The organism is Pseudomonas sp. IT-232MI5, assembly GCF_949767845.1.
Classification (GTDB): Bacteria; Pseudomonadota; Gammaproteobacteria; order Pseudomonadales; family Pseudomonadaceae; genus Aquipseudomonas.
Genome location: NZ_CATKQE010000001.1, coordinates 166,558 through 185,031, shown reverse-complemented (window position 1 = coordinate 185,031; position 18,474 = coordinate 166,558). Strand labels below are relative to the sequence as shown.

The 18,474-nt window shown below is 60.3% G+C and carries 14 protein-coding genes; 4 read left to right on the top strand and 10 right to left on the bottom strand.

Annotated elements, in window-relative coordinates; genetic code table 11:
- Positions 1-7: 7 nt before the first annotated feature.
- The 3 genes from ACM6JQ_RS00865 to ACM6JQ_RS00855 all read right to left on the bottom strand — a co-directional run bounded on the left by ACM6JQ_RS00865 (position 8) and on the right by ACM6JQ_RS00855 (position 3,528).
- Positions 8-1,258: a sarcosine oxidase subunit beta gene (locus tag ACM6JQ_RS00865; RefSeq protein WP_003206307.1), complete on the bottom strand. Its 1,251-nt coding sequence runs from the start codon at positions 1,256-1,258 to the stop codon at positions 8-10.
- A gap of 20 nt (positions 1,259-1,278) precedes the next feature.
- Positions 1,279-2,532, bottom strand: a complete 1,254-nt coding sequence (locus ACM6JQ_RS00860) for a serine hydroxymethyltransferase (RefSeq protein WP_007913117.1) — start codon at positions 2,530-2,532, stop codon at positions 1,279-1,281.
- A gap of 285 nt (positions 2,533-2,817) precedes the next feature.
- Positions 2,818-3,528 (bottom strand): TraX family protein, encoded by a 711-nt coding sequence (locus tag ACM6JQ_RS00855; protein WP_414893086.1) that lies wholly within the window; start codon positions 3,526-3,528, stop codon positions 2,818-2,820.
- A gap of 126 nt (positions 3,529-3,654) precedes the next feature.
- On the opposite strand from ACM6JQ_RS00855, the gene ACM6JQ_RS00850 reads away from it, so the two are divergent.
- From ACM6JQ_RS00850 to ACM6JQ_RS00840, 3 genes are all read left to right on the top strand, one after another.
- Positions 3,655-4,695 carry a low specificity L-threonine aldolase gene (locus ACM6JQ_RS00850; protein ID WP_414893085.1) on the top strand — a complete coding sequence of 347 codons (1,041 nt, stop codon included), beginning with the start codon at positions 3,655-3,657 and terminating at the stop codon, positions 4,693-4,695.
- 315 nt (positions 4,696-5,010) lie between these two features.
- Complete coding sequence (locus ACM6JQ_RS00845; RefSeq protein ID WP_414893084.1) at positions 5,011-5,544, top strand: REP-associated tyrosine transposase; 534 nt, start codon at positions 5,011-5,013, stop codon at positions 5,542-5,544.
- A 138-nt stretch (positions 5,545-5,682) separates the two neighbouring features.
- Entirely contained in the window at positions 5,683-6,507 is an 825-nt protein-coding gene (locus ACM6JQ_RS00840; protein ID WP_095112746.1) for an SDR family oxidoreductase, read from the top strand.
- A gap of 318 nt (positions 6,508-6,825) precedes the next feature.
- Here ACM6JQ_RS00840 and gbcB read toward each other — a convergent pair whose 3' ends face one another.
- Entirely contained in the window at positions 6,826-7,926 is a 1,101-nt protein-coding gene (gene gbcB / locus ACM6JQ_RS00835; RefSeq protein WP_007911227.1) for a glycine-betaine demethylase subunit GbcB, read from the bottom strand.
- A gap of 297 nt (positions 7,927-8,223) precedes the next feature.
- On the opposite strand from gbcB, the gene gbcA reads away from it, so the two are divergent.
- Entirely contained in the window at positions 8,224-9,519 is a 1,296-nt protein-coding gene (gbcA, locus tag ACM6JQ_RS00830; RefSeq protein WP_007911229.1) for a glycine-betaine demethylase subunit GbcA, read from the top strand.
- Positions 9,520-10,449: 930 nt separating this feature from the next.
- On the opposite strand, the gene ACM6JQ_RS00825 is transcribed toward gbcA, so the two are convergent.
- From ACM6JQ_RS00825 to ACM6JQ_RS00800, 6 genes are all read right to left on the bottom strand, one after another.
- Entirely contained in the window at positions 10,450-11,220 is a 771-nt protein-coding gene (locus ACM6JQ_RS00825; RefSeq protein WP_095112748.1) for an electron transfer flavoprotein subunit beta, read from the bottom strand.
- A gap of 9 nt (positions 11,221-11,229) precedes the next feature.
- On the bottom strand, positions 11,230-12,450 hold the full coding sequence (locus ACM6JQ_RS00820) for an electron transfer flavoprotein subunit alpha/FixB family protein (RefSeq protein ID WP_414893083.1): 1,221 nt from the start codon (positions 12,448-12,450) through the stop codon (positions 11,230-11,232).
- Positions 12,450-14,399: a dimethylglycine demethylation protein DgcB gene (gene dgcB / locus ACM6JQ_RS00815; RefSeq protein ID WP_095112750.1), complete on the bottom strand. Its 1,950-nt coding sequence runs from the start codon at positions 14,397-14,399 to the stop codon at positions 12,450-12,452. The genes ACM6JQ_RS00820 and dgcB overlap by 1 nt, the downstream gene beginning before the upstream one ends.
- 163 nt (positions 14,400-14,562) lie before the next feature.
- A complete protein-coding gene (gene dgcA, locus ACM6JQ_RS00810; RefSeq protein ID WP_007911244.1) occupies positions 14,563-16,623 on the bottom strand; it encodes a dimethylglycine demethylation protein DgcA in 2,061 nt (686 codons plus the stop codon).
- A 15-nt stretch (positions 16,624-16,638) separates the two neighbouring features.
- Entirely contained in the window at positions 16,639-17,169 is a 531-nt protein-coding gene (locus ACM6JQ_RS00805) for a DUF5943 domain-containing protein (protein WP_007907543.1), read from the bottom strand.
- Between the two features lie 106 nt (positions 17,170-17,275).
- Complete coding sequence (locus tag ACM6JQ_RS00800; protein WP_095112751.1) at positions 17,276-18,253, bottom strand: dipeptidase; 978 nt, start codon at positions 18,251-18,253, stop codon at positions 17,276-17,278.
- Between the last annotated feature and the right edge of the window lie 221 nt (positions 18,254-18,474).

Below are 18,474 nucleotides of genomic sequence, written 5' to 3'. Positions count from 1 at the left end.
TCTCCTGTTAGTGGGCGACGGCAGCAGCGCCGTGTTCGTCGATGAGTGCGCCGTTGTGGAAACGGTCGATGGAAAACGGTGCGGCCAACGGGTGCATTTCACCCTTGGCCAGACTCGCGGCAAACACGTTGCCCGAGCCAGGTGTGGCCTTGAAGCCACCGGTGCCCCAACCGCAGTTGAAGAACATGTTCGGTACCGGGGTTTTCGAAATGATCGGGCAAGCGTCCGGGGTGGTGTCGACGATGCCGCCCCACTGGCGGTTCATGCGCACCCGCGACAGCACCGGGAACATCTCGACGATGGCCTGGATGGTGTGCTCGATCACCGGGTACGAACCGCGCTGGCCGTAGCCGTTGTAACCGTCGATACCGGCGCCGATCACCAGGTCGCCCTTGTCGGACTGGCTGATGTAACCGTGTACGGCGTTGGACATGATCACGCTGTCGATAATCGGTTTGATCGGCTCGGACACCAGCGCTTGCAGCGGGTGGGATTCGATCGGCAGACGGAAACCGGCCAGTTTGGCCATGTGCCCGGAGTTACCGGCGGTGACCACGCCGACGCGCTTGGCGCCGATGAAACCCTTGTTGGTTTCAACACCGATGCACACGCCGTTTTCCTTGCGGAAACCGATCACTTCGGTCTGCTGGATCAAGTCCACGCCCAAGGCGTCGGCGGCACGGGCAAAGCCCCAAGCCACGGCATCGTGACGGGCGACGCCGCCGCGACGCTGCACGGTCGCGCCCATCACCGGGTAGCGGGTGTTTTTCGAGCAGTCGAGGTACGGAATCTCGTCAGCGACTTGCTTGGCGTTGAGCAGTTCGCCATCAACGCCATTGAGGCGGTTGGCGCTGACCCGACGCTCGGAATCACGAATATCCTGCAGGGTGTGGCACAGGTTGTAGACGCCACGCTGGGAGAACATCACGTTGTAGTTGAGGTCCTGGGACAGGCCTTCCCACAATTTCATCGCGTGTTCGTAGAGGTGCGCCGACTCGTCCCACAGGTAGTTGGAGCGAACGATGGTGGTGTTGCGCGCGGTGTTACCGCCGCCCAGCCAGCCCTTCTCGACCACGGCGACGTTGGTGATGCCGTGCTCTTTCGCGAGGTAGTAAGCGGTCGCCAGACCGTGCCCGCCGCCGCCGACGATGACCACGTCGTAGACCTTCTTCGGCGTTGGCGTGCGCCACATGCGCTGCCAGTTTTCGTGGTGGCTGAGGGAGTGTTTGAAGAGGCCGAAGCCCGAATAGCGTTGCATAGTCAGTTACTCCAGAACACTCAGCGATAAACCGGGAAGTCTGCGCACAGGGCCGACACTTGCTGGGCAACATTGGCCTCGACATCGGCATCGCCGAGGTTGTCGAGGATGTCGCAGATCCAGCCAGCCAACACTTCGCACTGGGTCACCTTGAAACCGCGCGTAGTGACAGCCGGGGTGCCGATGCGCAGGCCCGAGGTCACGAACGGCGATTGCGGGTCGTTCGGCACGGCGTTCTTGTTGACGGTGATGTGTGCACGGCCAAGGGCGGCGTCGGCGTCTTTGCCGGTCAGGCCCTGACGGATCAGGCTGACCAGGAACAAATGATTGTCGGTGCCGCCGGACACTACATCGTAGCCACGTTTGATAAACACGCTGGCCATCGCCTGAGCGTTGTCGATCACTTGTTGCTGATAAGCCTTGAAGCCCGGCTCCAGCGCTTCTTTGAAGCACACGGCTTTACCGGCGATGACGTGCATTAACGGGCCGCCCTGAGCGCCGGGGAACACCGCGGCGTTGAGCTTCTTCTCGATCTCTTCGTTGGACTTGGCCAGGATCAGCCCGCCCCGTGGACCGCGCAGGGTTTTGTGCGTGGTGGTGGTGACCACGTCGGCGTACGGCAGCGGGTTCGGGTACAGACCGGCAGCGACCAGACCGGCGACGTGGGCCATATCGACGAAGAGCAGCGCGCCGACTTTGTCAGCAATCTGACGGAAGCGCGGGAAGTCCAGAGTCTTCGAGTAAGCGGAGAAACCGGCGACGATCATTTTTGGCTTGGATTCGACGGCCAGACGCTCGACTTCGTCGTAATCGATCAGCCCGGTGTCGGTGTTGATGCCGTACTGCACGGCGTTGTAGAGCTTGCCCGAGGACGACACTTTGGCGCCGTGGGTCAGGTGACCGCCGTGGGCCAGGCTCATGCCGAGGATGGTGTCGCCTGGCTGGATCAGCGCCAGGTACACGGCGCTGTTGGCCGAAGAACCGGAATGCGGCTGGACGTTGGCGTAATCGGCGCCGAACAGTTGCTTGGCGCGTTCGATGGCCAGCGCTTCAACTTTATCCACATGCTCGCAGCCACCATAGTAGCGCTTGCCCGGGTAGCCTTCGGCGTATTTGTTGGTCAGGCCGCTGCCTTGCGCTTGCATGACGCGTTTGCTGGTGTAGTTCTCCGACGCGATCAGCTCGATGTGATCTTCCTGACGTTGCTCCTCGGCATTCATCGCCGCCAGCAGTGCATCGTCGTAACCCTGGATCTGGTCTTGCTTGCTGAACATCGCGTCTCTCCCAGCGGCATCTGTGCGCCATTCGTCTCGGTAAGGCACTGGCAATGAAGGCAGTGCCCTTTGATGCCGATGGTATGACCGGCGCAGACAGCTCAAATGCCTGCGCGCGCCACGCAAAGGTGCGTTTACGACATGGCCGGAAATGCGTTTTCCAGACTCGATCTCGAAAACACTGGAGAACCCTGTGGGCGCTGGCTTGCCAGCGATGGCGGCGGCACATCCGGCATTGATGGTGGCTGACCCACCGCTATCGCTGGCAAGCCAGCTCCCACAGGGTCATGCGGCAACTTGGCGGATAAGTAGCAGCAGGAGGAAATGTGTGGGGTAGAGGGCGTAAGCCCAACGGCGCATGGGGGGTGGCTGGAGATGTCGTGCATGTCGCAACATGAACATTCCGAGCAGTGGCGCGAACAGGCAGGTGGCAATGCCGAAAATGGCAACGCTATTACCGAAGATTGCCGATTCATACAGCACTTGCCATTGGTTGGCCGCCAGACACACCAACCCCGGCAAAAAGCTGAAATACCACGACCGACGAAACACCAATAGCATCGCCAGCGGCAGCAAAACGCCGAAGAACCCGAACATCAGTCGCTCCGGAAAAACAGCGGCCAGCACCAGCGCCGCAACGCCCAGCAACCGCGACATGATCGAGGGATCCTGCCACCCCCGCGCCACCAGCAACCCCAGCGCCAGCGTCGGCATCACATTCAACGTATCGGGCTCAGGAATGTACAACCGGTAAGGAATTTCACTCACCGCACTGAACAGCAACAACCAGCCCAGGTAGCGCCATTCCGTCTTCTGCGAACCATCACGCGCCAGATTCGCCGCCATCGCCAGACAAAACCACGGAAACGCCAACCGTCCTGGCACATACAGCCAATCGACGGAAAAGCCGACATATCGCAGGTGATCGAACAACATGCTCAGCAGCGCCAGCCACTTGAGCAGATCCAGTGCGCCGTCGCGTTTGCTCAGGTGCATAATCGTCCTACAAACTGGTAATTTCCTGAACGTGACATCCCGTGTGCTCCCCGGAAGATCTTCGGTAAAGTGCGCACCCTCATTGACCACGAGCCTTCACAAGAGTCTCGACCACGGAAGCCGGCCATGACCGACAAGAGCCAACAATTCGCCAGCGACAACTATTCCGGAATCTGCCCTGAAGCCTGGGCTGCAATGGAACAGGCCAACCACGGCCACCAACGCGCTTATGGCGACGATGAATGGACCGCTCGCGCGGCCGACCATTTCCGCCAATTGTTCGAAACCGACTGCGAAGTGTTCTTCGCCTTCAACGGCACCGCCGCCAACTCGCTGGCCCTGTCGTCGCTGTGCCAGAGTTACCACAGCGTGATCTGCTCGGAAACCGCCCACGTCGAAACCGACGAATGCGGCGCCCCGGAATTCTTCTCCAACGGCTCGAAACTGCTGATCGCCGGCACCGAAAACGGCAAGATCACCCCGCAATCGATCCGCGAAGTCGCGCTCAAGCGCCAGGACATTCACTACCCGAAACCGCGTGTGGTCACCCTGACCCAAGCCACCGAAGTCGGCAGCGTCTACACCCCGGAAGAAGTCCGCGCCATCAGCGCCACTTGCAAAGAGCTGGGCCTGCACCTGCACATGGACGGCGCGCGCTTCTCCAACGCCTGCGCCTTCCTCGGCTGCTCCCCGGCCGATCTGACCTGGAAGGCCGGTGTTGATGTGCTGTGCTTCGGCGGCACGAAAAACGGCATGGCCGTGGGTGAAGCGATTCTGTTCTTCAACCACAAACTGGCCGAAGACTTCGATTACCGCTGCAAACAGGCCGGGCAACTGGCGTCGAAAATGCGCTTCCTCTCGGCACCGTGGGTCGGCATCCTCGAAAACGACGCCTGGCTGAAATACGCTCGCCACGCCAACCACTGCGCGCAGCTGCTGGCTGAACTGGTCAGCGACATTCCCGGCGTCGATCTGATGTTCCCGGTGCAGGCCAACGGCGTGTTCCTGCAACTGTCCGAGCCGGCCATCGCCGCGCTGACCGCGAAGAACTGGCGCTTCTACACCTTCATCGGCAAGGGCGGCGCACGCTTCATGTGTTCCTGGGACACCGAAGAAGAACGCGTCCGCGAACTGGCCCGCGACATCCGCGAAGTCATGTCCGCCTGACCTGACGCTACACCCACTGATCGTTCCCACGCTCCGCGTGGGAACGCCTCTAGGGACGCTCCGCGTTCCCGCCTCACCACTGTCGACATGCTTAACACCGCTATAACGCAGAGCGTCGACGGCTGCATTCCCACGCAGAGCGTGGGAACGATCTTCGATCGGGAATGATTCTTCCCACCGCAACACCAGACTTCCCCTATATCGCGAATATCCCACCCGCCTCACCCTGATCGTTCCCACGCTCCGCGTGGTAACGCATCCCGGGACGCTCCGCGTTCCATTCCCGTCGCACCGCAAGATTCAAGGAAGAATCCCATGGGCCGCAGCCGCTACACCATTACCGAAACCGACAAACCGCATTTTCTGACTTGCACGATCATGGAATGGTTGCCGTTATTCATCCGCCCCTACATCGTCGACCATCTGCTCAACTGCTGGCGTTATCAACAGACCCACCATCACTTGAAGCTGTACGGCTACGTGATTCTGGAAAACCATCTTCACTTCGTCGCTCAGGCGCCCGACCTGAGTAAATGTCTCAGCCAATTCAAATCTTTCACCGCGCGACAAATCATCGATGATCTGCAAAGCAAAGGTGCAGACAAAGCCCTGCAACGTCTGCGCTTTAGCAAACGTGCGCACAAGCAAGACCGGGTTTACCAGTTGTGGCAAGAAGGCTCCCACGCAGAGATGGTTTATAGCGAATCAGTCATGCGCCAGAAGCTTGAATACATCCACAACAACCCGGTGAAACGCGGGTATGTGGATTTGCCAGAGCATTGGCGTTATTCGAGTGCCAGGGACTACGCGGGAACGCCGGGGCTGATCGAAGTTCAGCGCTGGTATTGATGGTACGCAGAGCGTCCCGGGCTGCATTCCCACGCAGAGCGTGGGAACGATCATGACAGAGAAAGTGTTAACTCTTCTGCCTGGTCTACATTGTCTGTCGAGCCCTCCGCTCACATAACAATAAGCAGGAGCATCGGCATGTCGTTACAAGGCAAAACCCTGTTCATCACCGGCGCCAGCCGTGGCATTGGTCGTGAGATTGCGCTGCGTGCCGCGAAGGACGGGGCCAACATAGTGATTGCGGCGAAAAGTGCCGAACCCCACGCCAAGTTGCCCGGGACCATTCACAGCGTCGCGGCTGAAGTCGAGGCGGCTGGCGGTAAGGCTTTGGCGCTGCAAGTGGACGTGCGTGATGAAGACGCGGTGCGTCAGGCACTTGCCCAGGCCAACGAGCACTTCGGCGGCATCGATGCATTGGTGAACAACGCCGGGGCTATCAAGCTCACGGGTGTGCAGCACATCGAACTCAAGCGTTTCGACCTGATGCACCAGATCAACACCCGTGCGGTGTTGCTGTGCAGTCAGGCCGCCCTGCCCTACCTGAAGAAATCCGCCGGGCACATTCTCAATCTGTCGCCGCCACTGAATCTGGCGAGCAAGTGGTTTGCGCAGTTCAGTCCGTACACCGTGACCAAGTACGGCATGAGCATGCTGACGCTGGGAATGAGCGAGGAATTTGCCAGTTACGGGATCAGCGTCAATTCGTTGTGGCCGCAGACGATGATTGCCACGGCGGCGATCGAGTTTCAGCTGGGTAATCGGGAGTCGTTCAAGCAGGCGCGTCTGCCTTCGATCATGGCGGATGCGGCGCATGTGATTCTGGATAGCAGCGGGCGGCAGATTACCGGGCGGTTGTTGATTGATGAGGAGATTTTGCGTGAGAACGGTGTGGCGGAGTTTGATCATTATCGGTTTGATCGGGAAAGCGAGGCGGCGTTGATGCCGGATTTGTTTGTTGACTGAAATAGCCCCTCACCCTAGCCCTCTCCCAAAGGGAGAGGGGACTGATCGGGGGATATTTGAGAATTACGCCGACGTGAAACTACTTTGCCGAATCCATAATCGATAAGGTCGTTCAGGTCGATGCAGAACGCCAGACACCTCCGTCGACCCCTCTCCCTCAGGAGAGGGAACTGATTGGGGAATGCTCGAGGAATACGCCGACCTGAAACTGCTTTACCGAATCTATAGTCGATAAGGTCGTTCAGGTCGATGTAGAACGCCAGACACCTCGGTCGGCCCCCTCTCCCTCTGGGAGAGGGCTGGGGTGAGGGTTACCGATCAGAAATCGATACGCACATCCCCCTTCGGCACACTGCAGCACGACAAGATAAACCCTTCGGCCTCGTCGTCCTCGGTAATCCCGCCGTTGTGCTCCATCTCCACCTCACCGCCCAGCTTCAGCACCTTGCACGTCCCGCAAATGCCCATGCCGCACGCCTTCGGAATCATCAGCCCCAGCTTGGCGGCCGCCGCATGCACGGTCTCGCCCGGTGCCACGCGAATGCTCTTGCCAGACGAAGTGAATTCGACCTGATGCAGATCCGCCGCATCGATTTCCGGTGCATCCGCAGCCTGCTCGGCCTGTTCGACCGCATCGGCACGGGCTTCCGGCGGCGTGGCGCCGAAGGATTCCTCGTGATAACGCGACATGTCGTAACCGGCCACTTCGAGCAGGCGCTTGACCGCGTTCATGTACGGCGTCGGGCCGCAGCAGAACACTTCGCGCTCGAGGAAGTCCGGCACCATCAATTCGAGCATCTTGTGGTTCAGGTAACCGCGATACCCGGCCCACGGCTCACCCAAGCCATGTTTCTCGCAAATCAGGTGCAGGCTGAAGTTGTCGATCCGCGACGCCATGTGCTCCAGCTCGCGATGATAAATGATGTCTTTCGGCGAGCGCGCGCTGTGGATAAAGGTCATGTCGACGTTAGCGTTGGTGTCGTAGAACCAGCGCGCCATCGACATGCACGGCGTGATGCCGACGCCGCCGCTCAGATACAGCACTTTCGGGCTCGGGAAGTCGATGGCATTGAACAACCCGACCGGCCCGTGCACCGCCAGTTCCTGGCCTTCATGCAGCGTATCGTGCAGCCAGTTGGAGACCTTGCCGCCCGGCACCCGTTTGATCGTCACCGAAAAACTGTACGGCACCGACGGCGAACTGGAGATCGTGTACGAGCGCATGATCGGCTGGCCTTCGATTTCCAGCTCCAGGGTGACGAATTGCCCGGGCTTGAAGAAGAACAGGATCGGCTGATCAGCCATAAAGCAGAAGGTGCGCACGTCCCAGGTTTCCTGGATGACTTTGACGCAACGGACGATGTGTCGGCCATTGGCCCAGGTCTGGGTGGTGACCGGATTCAGGAAGCTGTTGGACATGCTGTTCTCCACGGCCGACTGTCGGCCTCATGTCGGCGATTCTGCGTATAGCGCGAACCGCCCGTTTACCTATCCGCGACATCGGCATACTTATCGCGACCAGCCCCCAACCACCGGGGGTTGCGCGTCGGGAACAGATTGCACCATGTCGCCCATGGATAAGGTTCGCGGCAGCGCCGGCCCCACACTCGCCCCAACACCAAGACAGATTCTTTACACCTTGCGTAGCAACCGTTAGCAGCACACCTGATCAGCCACTTTTCGCCGGCCACGCAGATGGCCATGAGGATCACATCGATGGACGTCACCGCAAAAATCAGCCTGGGCGATCCGCTGGAACCCGCACGCAAGGCCACCGCACAAATGCTCCAGGAGCGCGAGCGCACGTTTTCGCTGCCGCAACCGTTCTACAGCGATGAGCGGCTGTTCGATATCGACATGCAGGAGATCTTTCAGAAAGAGTGGTTGATCGCCGGCATGACCTGCGAAATCCCGGCCAAGGGCAACTACCTGACCCTGCAGGTCGGCAAAAACCCGATCATCGTCATTCGTGGCGCCGAAGGCGTCGTGCACGCGTTCCACAACGTCTGCCGCCACCGTGGCTCGCGTCTGTGCACCAGCGAAAAAGGCAAAGTCGCCAAACTGGTCTGCCACTACCACCAGTGGACCTATGAGCTGGACGGGCGGCTGCTGTTCGCCGGCACCGAAATGGGCGCCGACTTTGACATGAAGCAGTACGGCCTGAAACCGGTGAACGTGAAGACTGCCGGCGGCTACATCTTCATCAGCCTGGCGGAGAATCCGCCGGCCATTGATGACTTCCTGTCGACGCTGAACCATTACATGGAACCGTACGACATGGAGAACACCAAGGTGGCGATCACCACCACCTTGATGGAAAAGGCCAACTGGAAACTGGTGCTGGAAAACAACCGCGAGTGCTACCACTGCAACGCGTCGCACCCGGAACTGCTGAAAACCCTGCTGGAATGGGACGACGTCACCGACCCACGCGCCGATCAGGCGTTCAAGGATCACGTCGCCGCCTCCGCCGCTGCCTGGGAAGCCGAAAAGATCCCCTACGCCCACGCCAGCTTCGGCCTGCGCAACCGCATCGTGCGCATGCCGCTGCTCAAGGGCACCGTGTCGATGACCCTCGACGGCAAACAGGGCTGCGCGAAACTGATGGGCCGCATCAAGAACCCGGACCTCGGCTCGATGCGCATCCTGCACCTGCCGCACTCGTGGAACCACTGCATGGGCGACCACATCATCGTCTTCACCGTGTGGCCGATCAGCGCGCAGGAAACCATGGTCACCACCAAGTGGATCGTGCACAAGGATGCGGTTGAAGGCGTCGATTACGACGTGGAACGCATGCGTCAGGTATGGGACGCGACCAACGATCAGGATCGTCGACTGGCCGAAGAGAACCAGCGCGGGATCAACTCCACCGCTTACCAGCCTGGGCCTTACTCCAAGACCTATGAGTTTGGCGTGGTCAACTTCGTCGATTGGTACAGCGAGCGCATGCTGAACAACCTTGGGGCCGAGCCTGCGCCGTACCTCAAAGGCGTGCCTGTCCAAGGCTAAAAGCAAAAGCTTCGCGAGCAGGCTCACTCCTACAGGGGAACGCATTCCAATTGTAGGAGTGAGCCTGCTCGCGATAGCCATTTCACATTCACCACATCCCTGAACCTTGATTGCACAAATTCTGATCAACCACCCCACACCCCATACCCACCAAGCCCCCCAGCCTTCCGCAAACAAGTTATCCACATAGCCACCCACAGCAAATGGGGGTAACTGTGGATGAACGAAAAAATAACTGACTGATTTGTGAAGAAAAATCGTGACTTATCCAGAATCACGGTTTGCAAGGCGCATTGGTTGATTTTTGATCACACTCTTGTAAGCCACGTTCTGTATGGCCCGTAGAGGATGACGAACACGTTATCCACAGAAGCGCCAACAGAGTTCGGGGGTAACTTTGCCTTGTCTGTGGAAAAGCGTTGGAGGCTGTGTGAAATCGAGGTTTGCGCGGGAATTAAGTCCGGAAACTGACGAATTGACTGTTTTTTGATCATCCCTGCGAAAGCCACGGTTTGTATGGTCCTCAGCGGATAGCGAACATCTTATCCACAGAAGCGCCAACAGAGATTGGGGGCAACTTATTCAGTTATACAAGATAAAAAGCCCAGAAAATCCGTGACTTAGGCTGGTTGTTTTTTGATCGGAGAGCTGTAGGGCTTGATTGACGTGGGGTGCAGAGAGGGGCGAACACGTTATCCACAGTTCCGCCAACAGGGATTGTGGGTAAACACTCCCCCTCACCCCAGCCCTCTCCCTCCGGGAGAGGGAGCCGACCGTATCGCCTGTTCAAACTCCACCGACCTGAACGAACATTGTGATCTCAGGCTTGGCCAGACCAAGGTCACCGCGCAATCGCAGGTCGATGTAATTAGCCAATACCACTCGGTCGGTCCCCTCTCCCTCTGGGAGAGGGCTAGGGTGAGGGGCTTTTCAGCGAACCACACCTTCTTCAATCAGCAGCTTGAGGATCGCTTCAGCCCCGGCCTGTGCAGTAACACCTTTGAGCACCTGCCCACCGCCGCCACTGGCCTTGGCCGTCGCGGCCTTCATCCGGTCCGCCCCGCTTTTGGCCTTGATCACCTTCAAGCGTTTCGGCCGCGGTTTGGCCGCCTGCAAAGTAGCCACCGACAACAGTTCATCGTCCACCACTTCGACGTCGTCAGCCTGCAAGACCCCGCGCCGCGCCGGACCATAAGCACTCTGCCGAGGCTTCGGCGCAGCGTTATCCACAGTCGCCAGAAACGGCAGCTTCACCTTCAACCGGCGCCGCTGCCCACGCGGCAACGCTTGCAGCACCAGCGCCGAACCGTCATTGATCGACTCGACCTGCGCCAGCCCGACCACCAACGGCCAGCCCAGACCTTCCGCCAGCAGGAACGGCAACATCCCCGAACCTTCACCGGTTTCCGCCTGACTGCCGGTCAACACCACTTGCGCCCCGGCATCACGCAGATACTCGGTCAGCGCCGGCAAGGCATCAGCACCGGCGGGCTGTTCCAATACATGCATCTGCTCAAGACCCATGCCCAGATAGGCGCGCAACGCCGGTTCCGCGACGTCGCCGGCATGCAGCACTTGCAGGTTATCCCCAGCCAGTTGCAGGCCCAGTTCCACGGCGCGGGCATCCTGATCAGCACGGCGTGGCCGCCCGGAAGTCGGGTGAGCGCCGATGGAAACCAGACTGATAACTTTCGTGTTCATAGCGTTTCCTTAAGCCGCATCGCGCTTGGCTTCGTTGCGGTAAGCCGCCACCGCTTCGATCAACGCTTGCAGAATCTCCGCACTCTCGCCGATCACTGAGAGGTCTGCACGCTTGATCATGTCGCAACCCGGGTCGAGATTGATCGCCACCACTTTGTCGCAAGCACCAATACCTTGCAGGTGCTGGATCGCACCAGAGATACCCACAGCCACATAAACCCGTGCGGTGACCCAGGTGCCGGACGCGCCGACCTGGCGATCACGCGCCATGAAGCCATCGTCGACGGCGACCCGCGAAGCGCCTTCGGTCGCGCCAAGTGCAGCGGCCGTTTCGTGGAACAATGCCCAGTCCTTGACGCCGTTGCCGCCGGAGAAAATGAACTCCGCTTCGGCCATCGGAATCGCTGCCGGGTCCACCGCCACCGCACCGAGATCTTCGATCCGCGACAGGCTGCGCGCGACGCTTGTGGATAACTCCACCGGCAACGCTTCGTGGCGAGTTTCGCTGACCGGCTCGGCGCATTCGGCCGCAGCCAGAATCAATCGTGCGACGGGACGCGCGAGGTCTTGCAGCCCGGCGCCCGCGCGGCCAATGCACTCCTGATCCTTGACCTGCCAGACCCGCGTCGCCGGACGCTCGCCAAGTGCAGCGGCAAAACGTCGACCGAGTTCACCGCCACCGCTGCGACTGTCCGGCAGCAGCCAGTGACGTGGGTTGAACTGGTTATCCACAGCGCGCAAGCCCTGCACGCGCTGTTCCGGTGCATAACCGCTGAACTCTTCACCCTCAAGCACCAGCAAGCGATCTACGCCAGCAGTCGCGAAAGCATTTTCCTTGTGCTCGCCAAAGACCACCGCCAACACCGCACCATCAGTGCCAGCGAGTTGATGGGCAAGGCCGAGCAAATCACGGTCGTGACTGCTCAAGCGGCCGCCGACCATGTCCGGCACCACGGTGATATAGAACGCCGGGGCTGGCACTTGATGCAGCGGCAGTTGCACCTCCACAGCAGCCGAACGTTTGACCGCCCCGCCCTGCTGCGCGCCGCTGCGGTCGATACGCTTGATGCCGTTGGGGCCGATAAAACCGATGCCGTGCAGATTCTTGCGGATGATGCCGTTGGGCCCCATCCAGCTGTGTTGCGCCGGTTGCATGGCCGCGTGCAGTGGGTGCAGGCGGTTACGCGCAATCCATTCGGCGCGTGGGTCGCGGCGGATAATGTCGCTCATCAGTGGGCCTCCGCAGGTTCACGTTTGGCCGGGGTGGCAGGCTTGTTCGGCGCGGCGTCTTCGAGCAGCGCGTCGGCGACCAGTTCGGCGATGTCCTTGATCAGCGGACGCGGTTCGACCACGCCTTCGAGCATCGCCGTGCACTGTGGACAACCCACCGCCACCAGTTCGGCGCCGGTCTCGCGGATGTCTTCCATGCGCATGTCGGGAATCCGCTGCTTGCCCGGAATGTCAGTGATCGGCGCCCCGCCACCGCCGCCGCAGCAGCGCGAGCGGAAGCCGGAACGTTGCATCTCTTTGACCTCGATACCGAGTGCACGCAGCACTTCACGCGGCGCTTCATATTCGCCGTTGTAGCGGCCGAGGTAGCACGGATCGTGATAGGTCACGCTGTTGCCTTTGTGCTGACCGAGATTGAGCGCGCCGGCCTGGATGATTTCCGCCATGTAAGTGCTGTGGTGCTGCACCAGGTAGTTGCCGTCGAACGCGCCGTACTCGTTTTTCAGCACGTGGAAGCTGTGCGGATCGCAAGTGACGATGCGGTTGAAGCTGTATTTGGCCAGAGTCTGGATGTTGCGTTTGGCGAGCAACTGGAAGGTCGCTTCATCGCCAAGACGCCGGGCGACGTCGCCGCTGTCACGCTCTTCGAGACCGAGTACGGCAAAGTCGATTTTCGCCGCTTTCAGCACTTTGACGAAGGCGCGCAGGGTGCGCTGATTGCGCATGTCGAAGGCACCGTCGCCGACCCAGAACAGCACGTCGGTGGATTTCTTTTCGCTGAGCAGATTGAGGTTCAAATCCGCCGCCCAGTTCATCCGCCCGCCCGGGGCAAAACCGCCCGGGTTGTCGGTGGCAATGAGGTTCTCGAGGACTTCAGCGCCCTTGTTCGGCGTCGCGCCTTTTTCCAGAGTCAGGTGACGGCGCATGTCGACGATGGCGTCGACATGTTCGATCATCATCGGGCACTCCTCGACGCAGGCACGGCAGGTGGTGCACGACCACAGGGTTTCGGCATCGACCAGACCGTTGACGATCGGTTGATGTGGATTGCCCGAGTGTTCGCCCACAGGCTTGCCGGGATAAGGGCTACCGGCGAACTTGGCGTCAGTGCCACCGGCGAGACCGACGACCATGTCCTGAATCAGCTTTTTCGGGTTCAGCGGCTGGCCGGCAGCAAAGGCCGGGCACGCCGCTTCGCATTTGCCGCACTGCACGCAGGCGTCAAAACCGAGCAACTGGTTCCAGGTGAAATCCTTGGGTTTCTCAACACCCAATGGTGCGCTCGGATCGTTCAGATCCAGCGGCTTCAAACCGGTGGAACGGCCGCCGCCAAAACGTTCGGCGCGACGGTGCCAGGCCAGGTGCAAGGCACCGGCAAAGGCATGCTTCATCGGCCCGCCCCAAGTCATGCCGAAGAACAGTTCCGACACGCCCCACAGCACGCCAATTCCGAGGATGACCGCGAGCACCCAGCCGCCAAAGTTCTCCGGGAGGATTCCGGCCACCGGCAGGGTCAGCAGAAAGAACGACGCCGAGAACGCCAGCAGGCTTTTCGGCAGGCGCATCCACGGGCCTTTCGACAGCCGCGCCGGCGGATTGCGCCGACGCAGGTAAACGAAAATCGCGCCGACGAACATCACCGCCGTCATCAGCAGCAAGGCGTAACCGAGGATGCGGTTATGCAGGCCGAAACCGTGGACCAGCAGCGCCAGCACAATCGACGCCACCGCTCCGCCCGCTGTCGCGACGTGGGTGTTGGCAATGTATTTGTCCCGCGCCACTACGTGGTGCAAATCGACCATGTAACGCTTGGGCATGGCCAACAGGCCGCCGATCAGATCGACCTTCGAGGCCCGGCCCCGGCGCCACATGGCCACCCGCCGCAACGCGCCGAGGACACCAAGGCCCAGAGCGGCGAACAACAGGATTGGAAGAAGGGTGTTCAACATGGTGAAGCTCCCACCAGTACAACCTGGAGAAACACGGCGTTCAATGATCGTTCCCACGCTCTGCGTGGGAATGCATGCCGGGACGCTCCGCGTCCCAAGCGGACGCAGAGCGTCCATTGCGGCATTCCCACGCAGAGCGTGGGAACGATCGGTTCACTAGCCCTTAGAAATCCTTGCAGAGCCGCAGAGCGTCATAAATGGCGGCGTGGGTGTTGCGCTGCGCCACGCAGTCGCCGATGCGGAACAACAAGTAGCCGTCGCCCGCCTCGCTCAGCGAAGGTTGTGGCTGGATCGCGAACAACGCCTCGACGTCGATCTGGCCCTTGTTGCGCGAACCCTCTTTGAGCGCGTAGTAGATCTCCTCATCCGGACGCACGCCGTTTTCCACCACCACCTGATCGACCACCCGCTCCTCTTTGGCGCCGGTGTATTCGTTCTCCAGCACCGCGACCAGTTTGTCGCCTTCGCGGTAGACCTTCTCCAGCATCATGTCGCCGGTCATGATCACTTCTTTCGGGTACATGCTGCGGTAGTAGGTCGGGAACGACGTACCACCGATGGCCACGCCCGGTTTGATGTCGTCGGTGACGATCTCGACCTGGCTGCCCTTGTCGGCGAGGAAGTCGGCGACCGACATCCCGGTGAACTCGCAAATGGTGTCGTAGACCAGCACGTTCTTGCCCGGCGCAACCTTGCCGTCGAGCACGTCCCAACTGCTGACCACCAGCCCTTCGGCGGCGCCCCAGTGCTCGTTCTGTTCCAGATACGGATGCCCGCCGACCGCCAGCACCACTACGTCCGGACGCAGGTCCATGATGGTGTCTGCGTCGGCCGCCGTGCCCAGACGCAGATCGACTTTCAGCCGCGCCAATTCCAGCTGGAACCAGCGGGTGATGCCAGCGATCTGGTCGCGCTGCGGCGCTTTCGATGCGGTGGTGATCTGCCCGCCGATGAATTCCTTCTTCTCGAACAGGGTCACGTCGTGGCCACGCTCGGCGGCAACGCGGGCCGCTTCCATCCCGGCCGGGCCGGCACCGACGATCACAACCTTGCGTTTCGGCCCGGTGGATTTCTCGATGATGTGCGGCACGCCCATGTACTCACGGGACGTTGCGGCGTTCTGGATGCACAACACGTCGAGGCCTTGATACTGGCGGTCGATGCAATAGTTGGCGCCGACGCACTGTTTGATCTGGTCGATCTGACCCATCTTGATCTTGGCGATCAGGTGCGGGTCAGCGATGTGCGCGCGGGTCATGCCGACCATGTCGACGTAACCGCCCTCAAGAATCCGCGTGGCCTGGTTCGGGTCCTTGATGTTCTGTGCGTGCAGCACCGGCACTTTGACCACTTCCTTGATCCCGGCGGCCAGATGCAAGAACGGCTCCGGTGGATAACTCATGTTCGGAATCACGTTGGCCAAGGTGTTGTGGGTGTCACAACCCGAGCCGACGACGCCGATGAAATCGAGCATGCCGGTGTCGTCGTAATACTTGGCGATCTGCTTCATGTCTTCGTGGGACAAGCCGTCTGGGTGGAACTCGTCACCGCAGATGCGCATGCCCACGCAGAAGTCGTCACCGACCTCGGCGCGCACGGCTTTCAGCACTTCCAGGCCGAACTTCATCCGGCCTTCGAAGGTGCCGCCCCATTCGTCGGTACGCTTGTTGACGCGCGGGCTCCAGAACTGGTCGATCATGTGCTGGTGCACCGCCGACAGTTCAACGCCGTCAAGACCACCGGCCTTGGCCCGGCGCGCGGCCTGGGCGTAGTTGCCGATGACCCGCCAGATTTCTTCCGGCTCGATGGTTTTGCACGTGGCGCGGTGCACCGGTTCACGGATGCCCGACGGCGACATCAGGGTCGGCCAGTGGAAACCGTCCCAGCGCGAGCGCCGGCCCATGTGGGTAATCTGAATCATGATCTTGGCGCCGTGCTTGTGCATGGCGTCGGCCAGATTCTGGAAGTGCGGGATGATGCGGTCGGTCGACAGGTTGACCGAACTCCACCACTGCTGCGGGCTGTCGATGGCGACTACGGAGGAACCGCCACAGATCGCCAGGCCGATGCCGCCCTTGGCTTTCTCTTCGTAATATTTGACGTAGCGCTCGGTGGTCATGCCACCGTCAGTCGCGTAGACCTCGGCGTGCGCGGTGCTGAGCACGCGGTTGCGGATGGTCAGTTTGCCGATCTGGATCGGCTGGAACATTGCTTCGAAAGCCATGGCGGGTTCCTCGACTTACAACGGCTTGACGGTGAACAGGCCGTCGTCGTGGCCTTCTTCGGAGCCACCGTAGACTTGCTCGGCGACGGTGCGGATGCTGCTGCCGCGTGCTTGCAGAATCTGGTCCATGGCCCCAGCAAACCAACCGGTGAACATGTAGTCGACCTTGCGCCCGACCTTGCCGTAGACGTAGACGAACGCCGAGTGTTCGAGCTTGACGCTGGCGGTGCCTTTGTCGAGGTCGATGTCCTGGATCTTGAACAGGCCCCAGCCGCGTTGCGACAGACGCTTCATGTAGTGCTCGAACACCGCAACGCCTTCCAGGCCGTGGCATTCAGCTTCCTTCTCGCACCAGTGCCAGGCGGATTTGTAGCCGGCCTTGTAGAGGATTTCGGCATAGGCGTCAGCGCCCAGAACCTCTTCGATGCCCATGTGGTTGTTGACGAAGAAGTGCCGCGGTACGTAGAGCATAGGCAGGGCGTCGGAGGTCCAGACACCGGTCTCGCTGTCGACTTCGATTGGCAATTGCGGGGCGATCTTGGCCATGGAAACTTAACTCCAGAAAATTTTAGATTCAGTGTTGGCCGCGGCCCTCACCCCAGCCCTCTCCCAGAGGGAGAGGGAGCAGATCGGCGGCGGTCTTGAGAAAGCGTTACTCGCCCCAGACGTCTTTGAGGACGTTGACCCAGTTCTCGCCCATGATCTTGCGTACCACGCGCTCGGAATGGCCGCGCTTGAGCAGGGTTTCGGTCAGGTTCGGGAACTCGCCGACGGTGCGGATGCCCAGCGGGTTGATGATCTTGCCGAAACTGGTCAGACGGCGGGCGTAACCCTTGTCGTGGGTCAGGTATTCAAAGAAGTCCTGACCGTGGCCCTGGGTGAAGTCGGTGCCAATGCCGATGGCGTCTTCGCCGACGATGTTCATCACGTATTCGATCGCTTCGGCGTAATCGTCGATGGTCGAATCGATGCCCTTGGCGAGGAACGGCGCGAACATGGTCACGCCGACGAAACCGCCGTGATCAGCGATGAACTTGAGTTCCTCATCGGACTTGTTGCGCGGGTGCTCTTTGAGACCCGACGGCAGGCAGTGGGAATAGCAAACCGGTTTTTTCGATTCGAGGATGACTTCTTCGGAAGTCTTGGAACCGACGTGGGACAGGTCGCACATGACGCCAACACGGTTCATTTCAGCCACGATTTCGCGACCGAAGCCCGAGAGGCCGCCGTCACGCTCGTAGCAACCGGTGCCGACCAGGTTCTGGGTGTTGTAGCACATCTGCACGATGCCGACGCCGAGCTGCTTGAACACTTCGACATAGCCGATCTGGTCTTCAAACGCGTGAGCATTCTGGAAGCCGAAGAGGATGCCGGTCTTGCCTTGCTCTTTGGCGCGGCGGATGTCGGCGGTGGTGCGCACCGGCATGACCAGGTCGCTGTTGTCGCGGATCAGCTTCTGGCTGGCAGCAATATTGTTCACGGTCGCCTGAAAGCCTTCCCACACCGACACAGTGCAGTTGGCTGCCGTCAGACCGCCCTTGCGCATGTCTTCGAACAGCTCGCGGTTCCATTTGGCAATGATCAGACCGTCGATAACGATGCTGTCGGCGTGTAATTCGGCTGGGCTCATCAGGCGTCCCCTTATTGGCGATTCATGCGCCGAATCGTCTGCCGGCGCTTTGGGGCCAGCATATGCCTCGGTGCCGGGGCGACCGGGTGCAAAAACGACAGGGGAATTGCCGAAAGCGTCAATCCGCGACAAAGGGTCGCCAGACGCTCCGATCAGCTACCTGTTCAAGCCCGCAAGCTTGAGCCAGAATCTCCGGCATCTTCGAAACACCACTGGATTAG

What these genes read in the sequence shown, in the direction of transcription:
- ACM6JQ_RS00865 (WP_003206307.1), bottom strand. Translation starts at nt 1,258, where the DNA reads ATGCAACGCTATTCGGGCTTCGGCCTCTTCAAACACTCCCTCAGCCAC.
- ACM6JQ_RS00860 (WP_007913117.1), bottom strand. Translation starts at nt 2,532, where the DNA reads ATGTTCAGCAAGCAAGACCAGATCCAGGGTTACGACGATGCACTGCTG.
- ACM6JQ_RS00855 (WP_414893086.1), bottom strand. Translation starts at nt 3,528, where the DNA reads ATGCACCTGAGCAAACGCGACGGCGCACTGGATCTGCTCAAGTGGCTG.
- ACM6JQ_RS00850 (WP_414893085.1), top strand. Translation starts at nt 3,655, where the DNA reads ATGACCGACAAGAGCCAACAATTCGCCAGCGACAACTATTCCGGAATC.
- ACM6JQ_RS00845 (WP_414893084.1), top strand. Translation starts at nt 5,011, where the DNA reads ATGGGCCGCAGCCGCTACACCATTACCGAAACCGACAAACCGCATTTT.
- ACM6JQ_RS00840 (WP_095112746.1), top strand. Translation starts at nt 5,683, where the DNA reads ATGTCGTTACAAGGCAAAACCCTGTTCATCACCGGCGCCAGCCGTGGC.
- gbcB (WP_007911227.1), bottom strand. Translation starts at nt 7,926, where the DNA reads ATGTCCAACAGCTTCCTGAATCCGGTCACCACCCAGACCTGGGCCAAT.
- gbcA (WP_007911229.1), top strand. Translation starts at nt 8,224, where the DNA reads ATGGACGTCACCGCAAAAATCAGCCTGGGCGATCCGCTGGAACCCGCA.
- ACM6JQ_RS00825 (WP_095112748.1), bottom strand. Translation starts at nt 11,220, where the DNA reads ATGAACACGAAAGTTATCAGTCTGGTTTCCATCGGCGCTCACCCGACT.
- ACM6JQ_RS00820 (WP_414893083.1), bottom strand. Translation starts at nt 12,450, where the DNA reads ATGAGCGACATTATCCGCCGCGACCCACGCGCCGAATGGATTGCGCGT.
- dgcB (WP_095112750.1), bottom strand. Translation starts at nt 14,399, where the DNA reads ATGTTGAACACCCTTCTTCCAATCCTGTTGTTCGCCGCTCTGGGCCTT.
- dgcA (WP_007911244.1), bottom strand. Translation starts at nt 16,623, where the DNA reads ATGGCTTTCGAAGCAATGTTCCAGCCGATCCAGATCGGCAAACTGACC.
- ACM6JQ_RS00805 (WP_007907543.1), bottom strand. Translation starts at nt 17,169, where the DNA reads ATGGCCAAGATCGCCCCGCAATTGCCAATCGAAGTCGACAGCGAGACC.
- ACM6JQ_RS00800 (WP_095112751.1), bottom strand. Translation starts at nt 18,253, where the DNA reads ATGAGCCCAGCCGAATTACACGCCGACAGCATCGTTATCGACGGTCTG.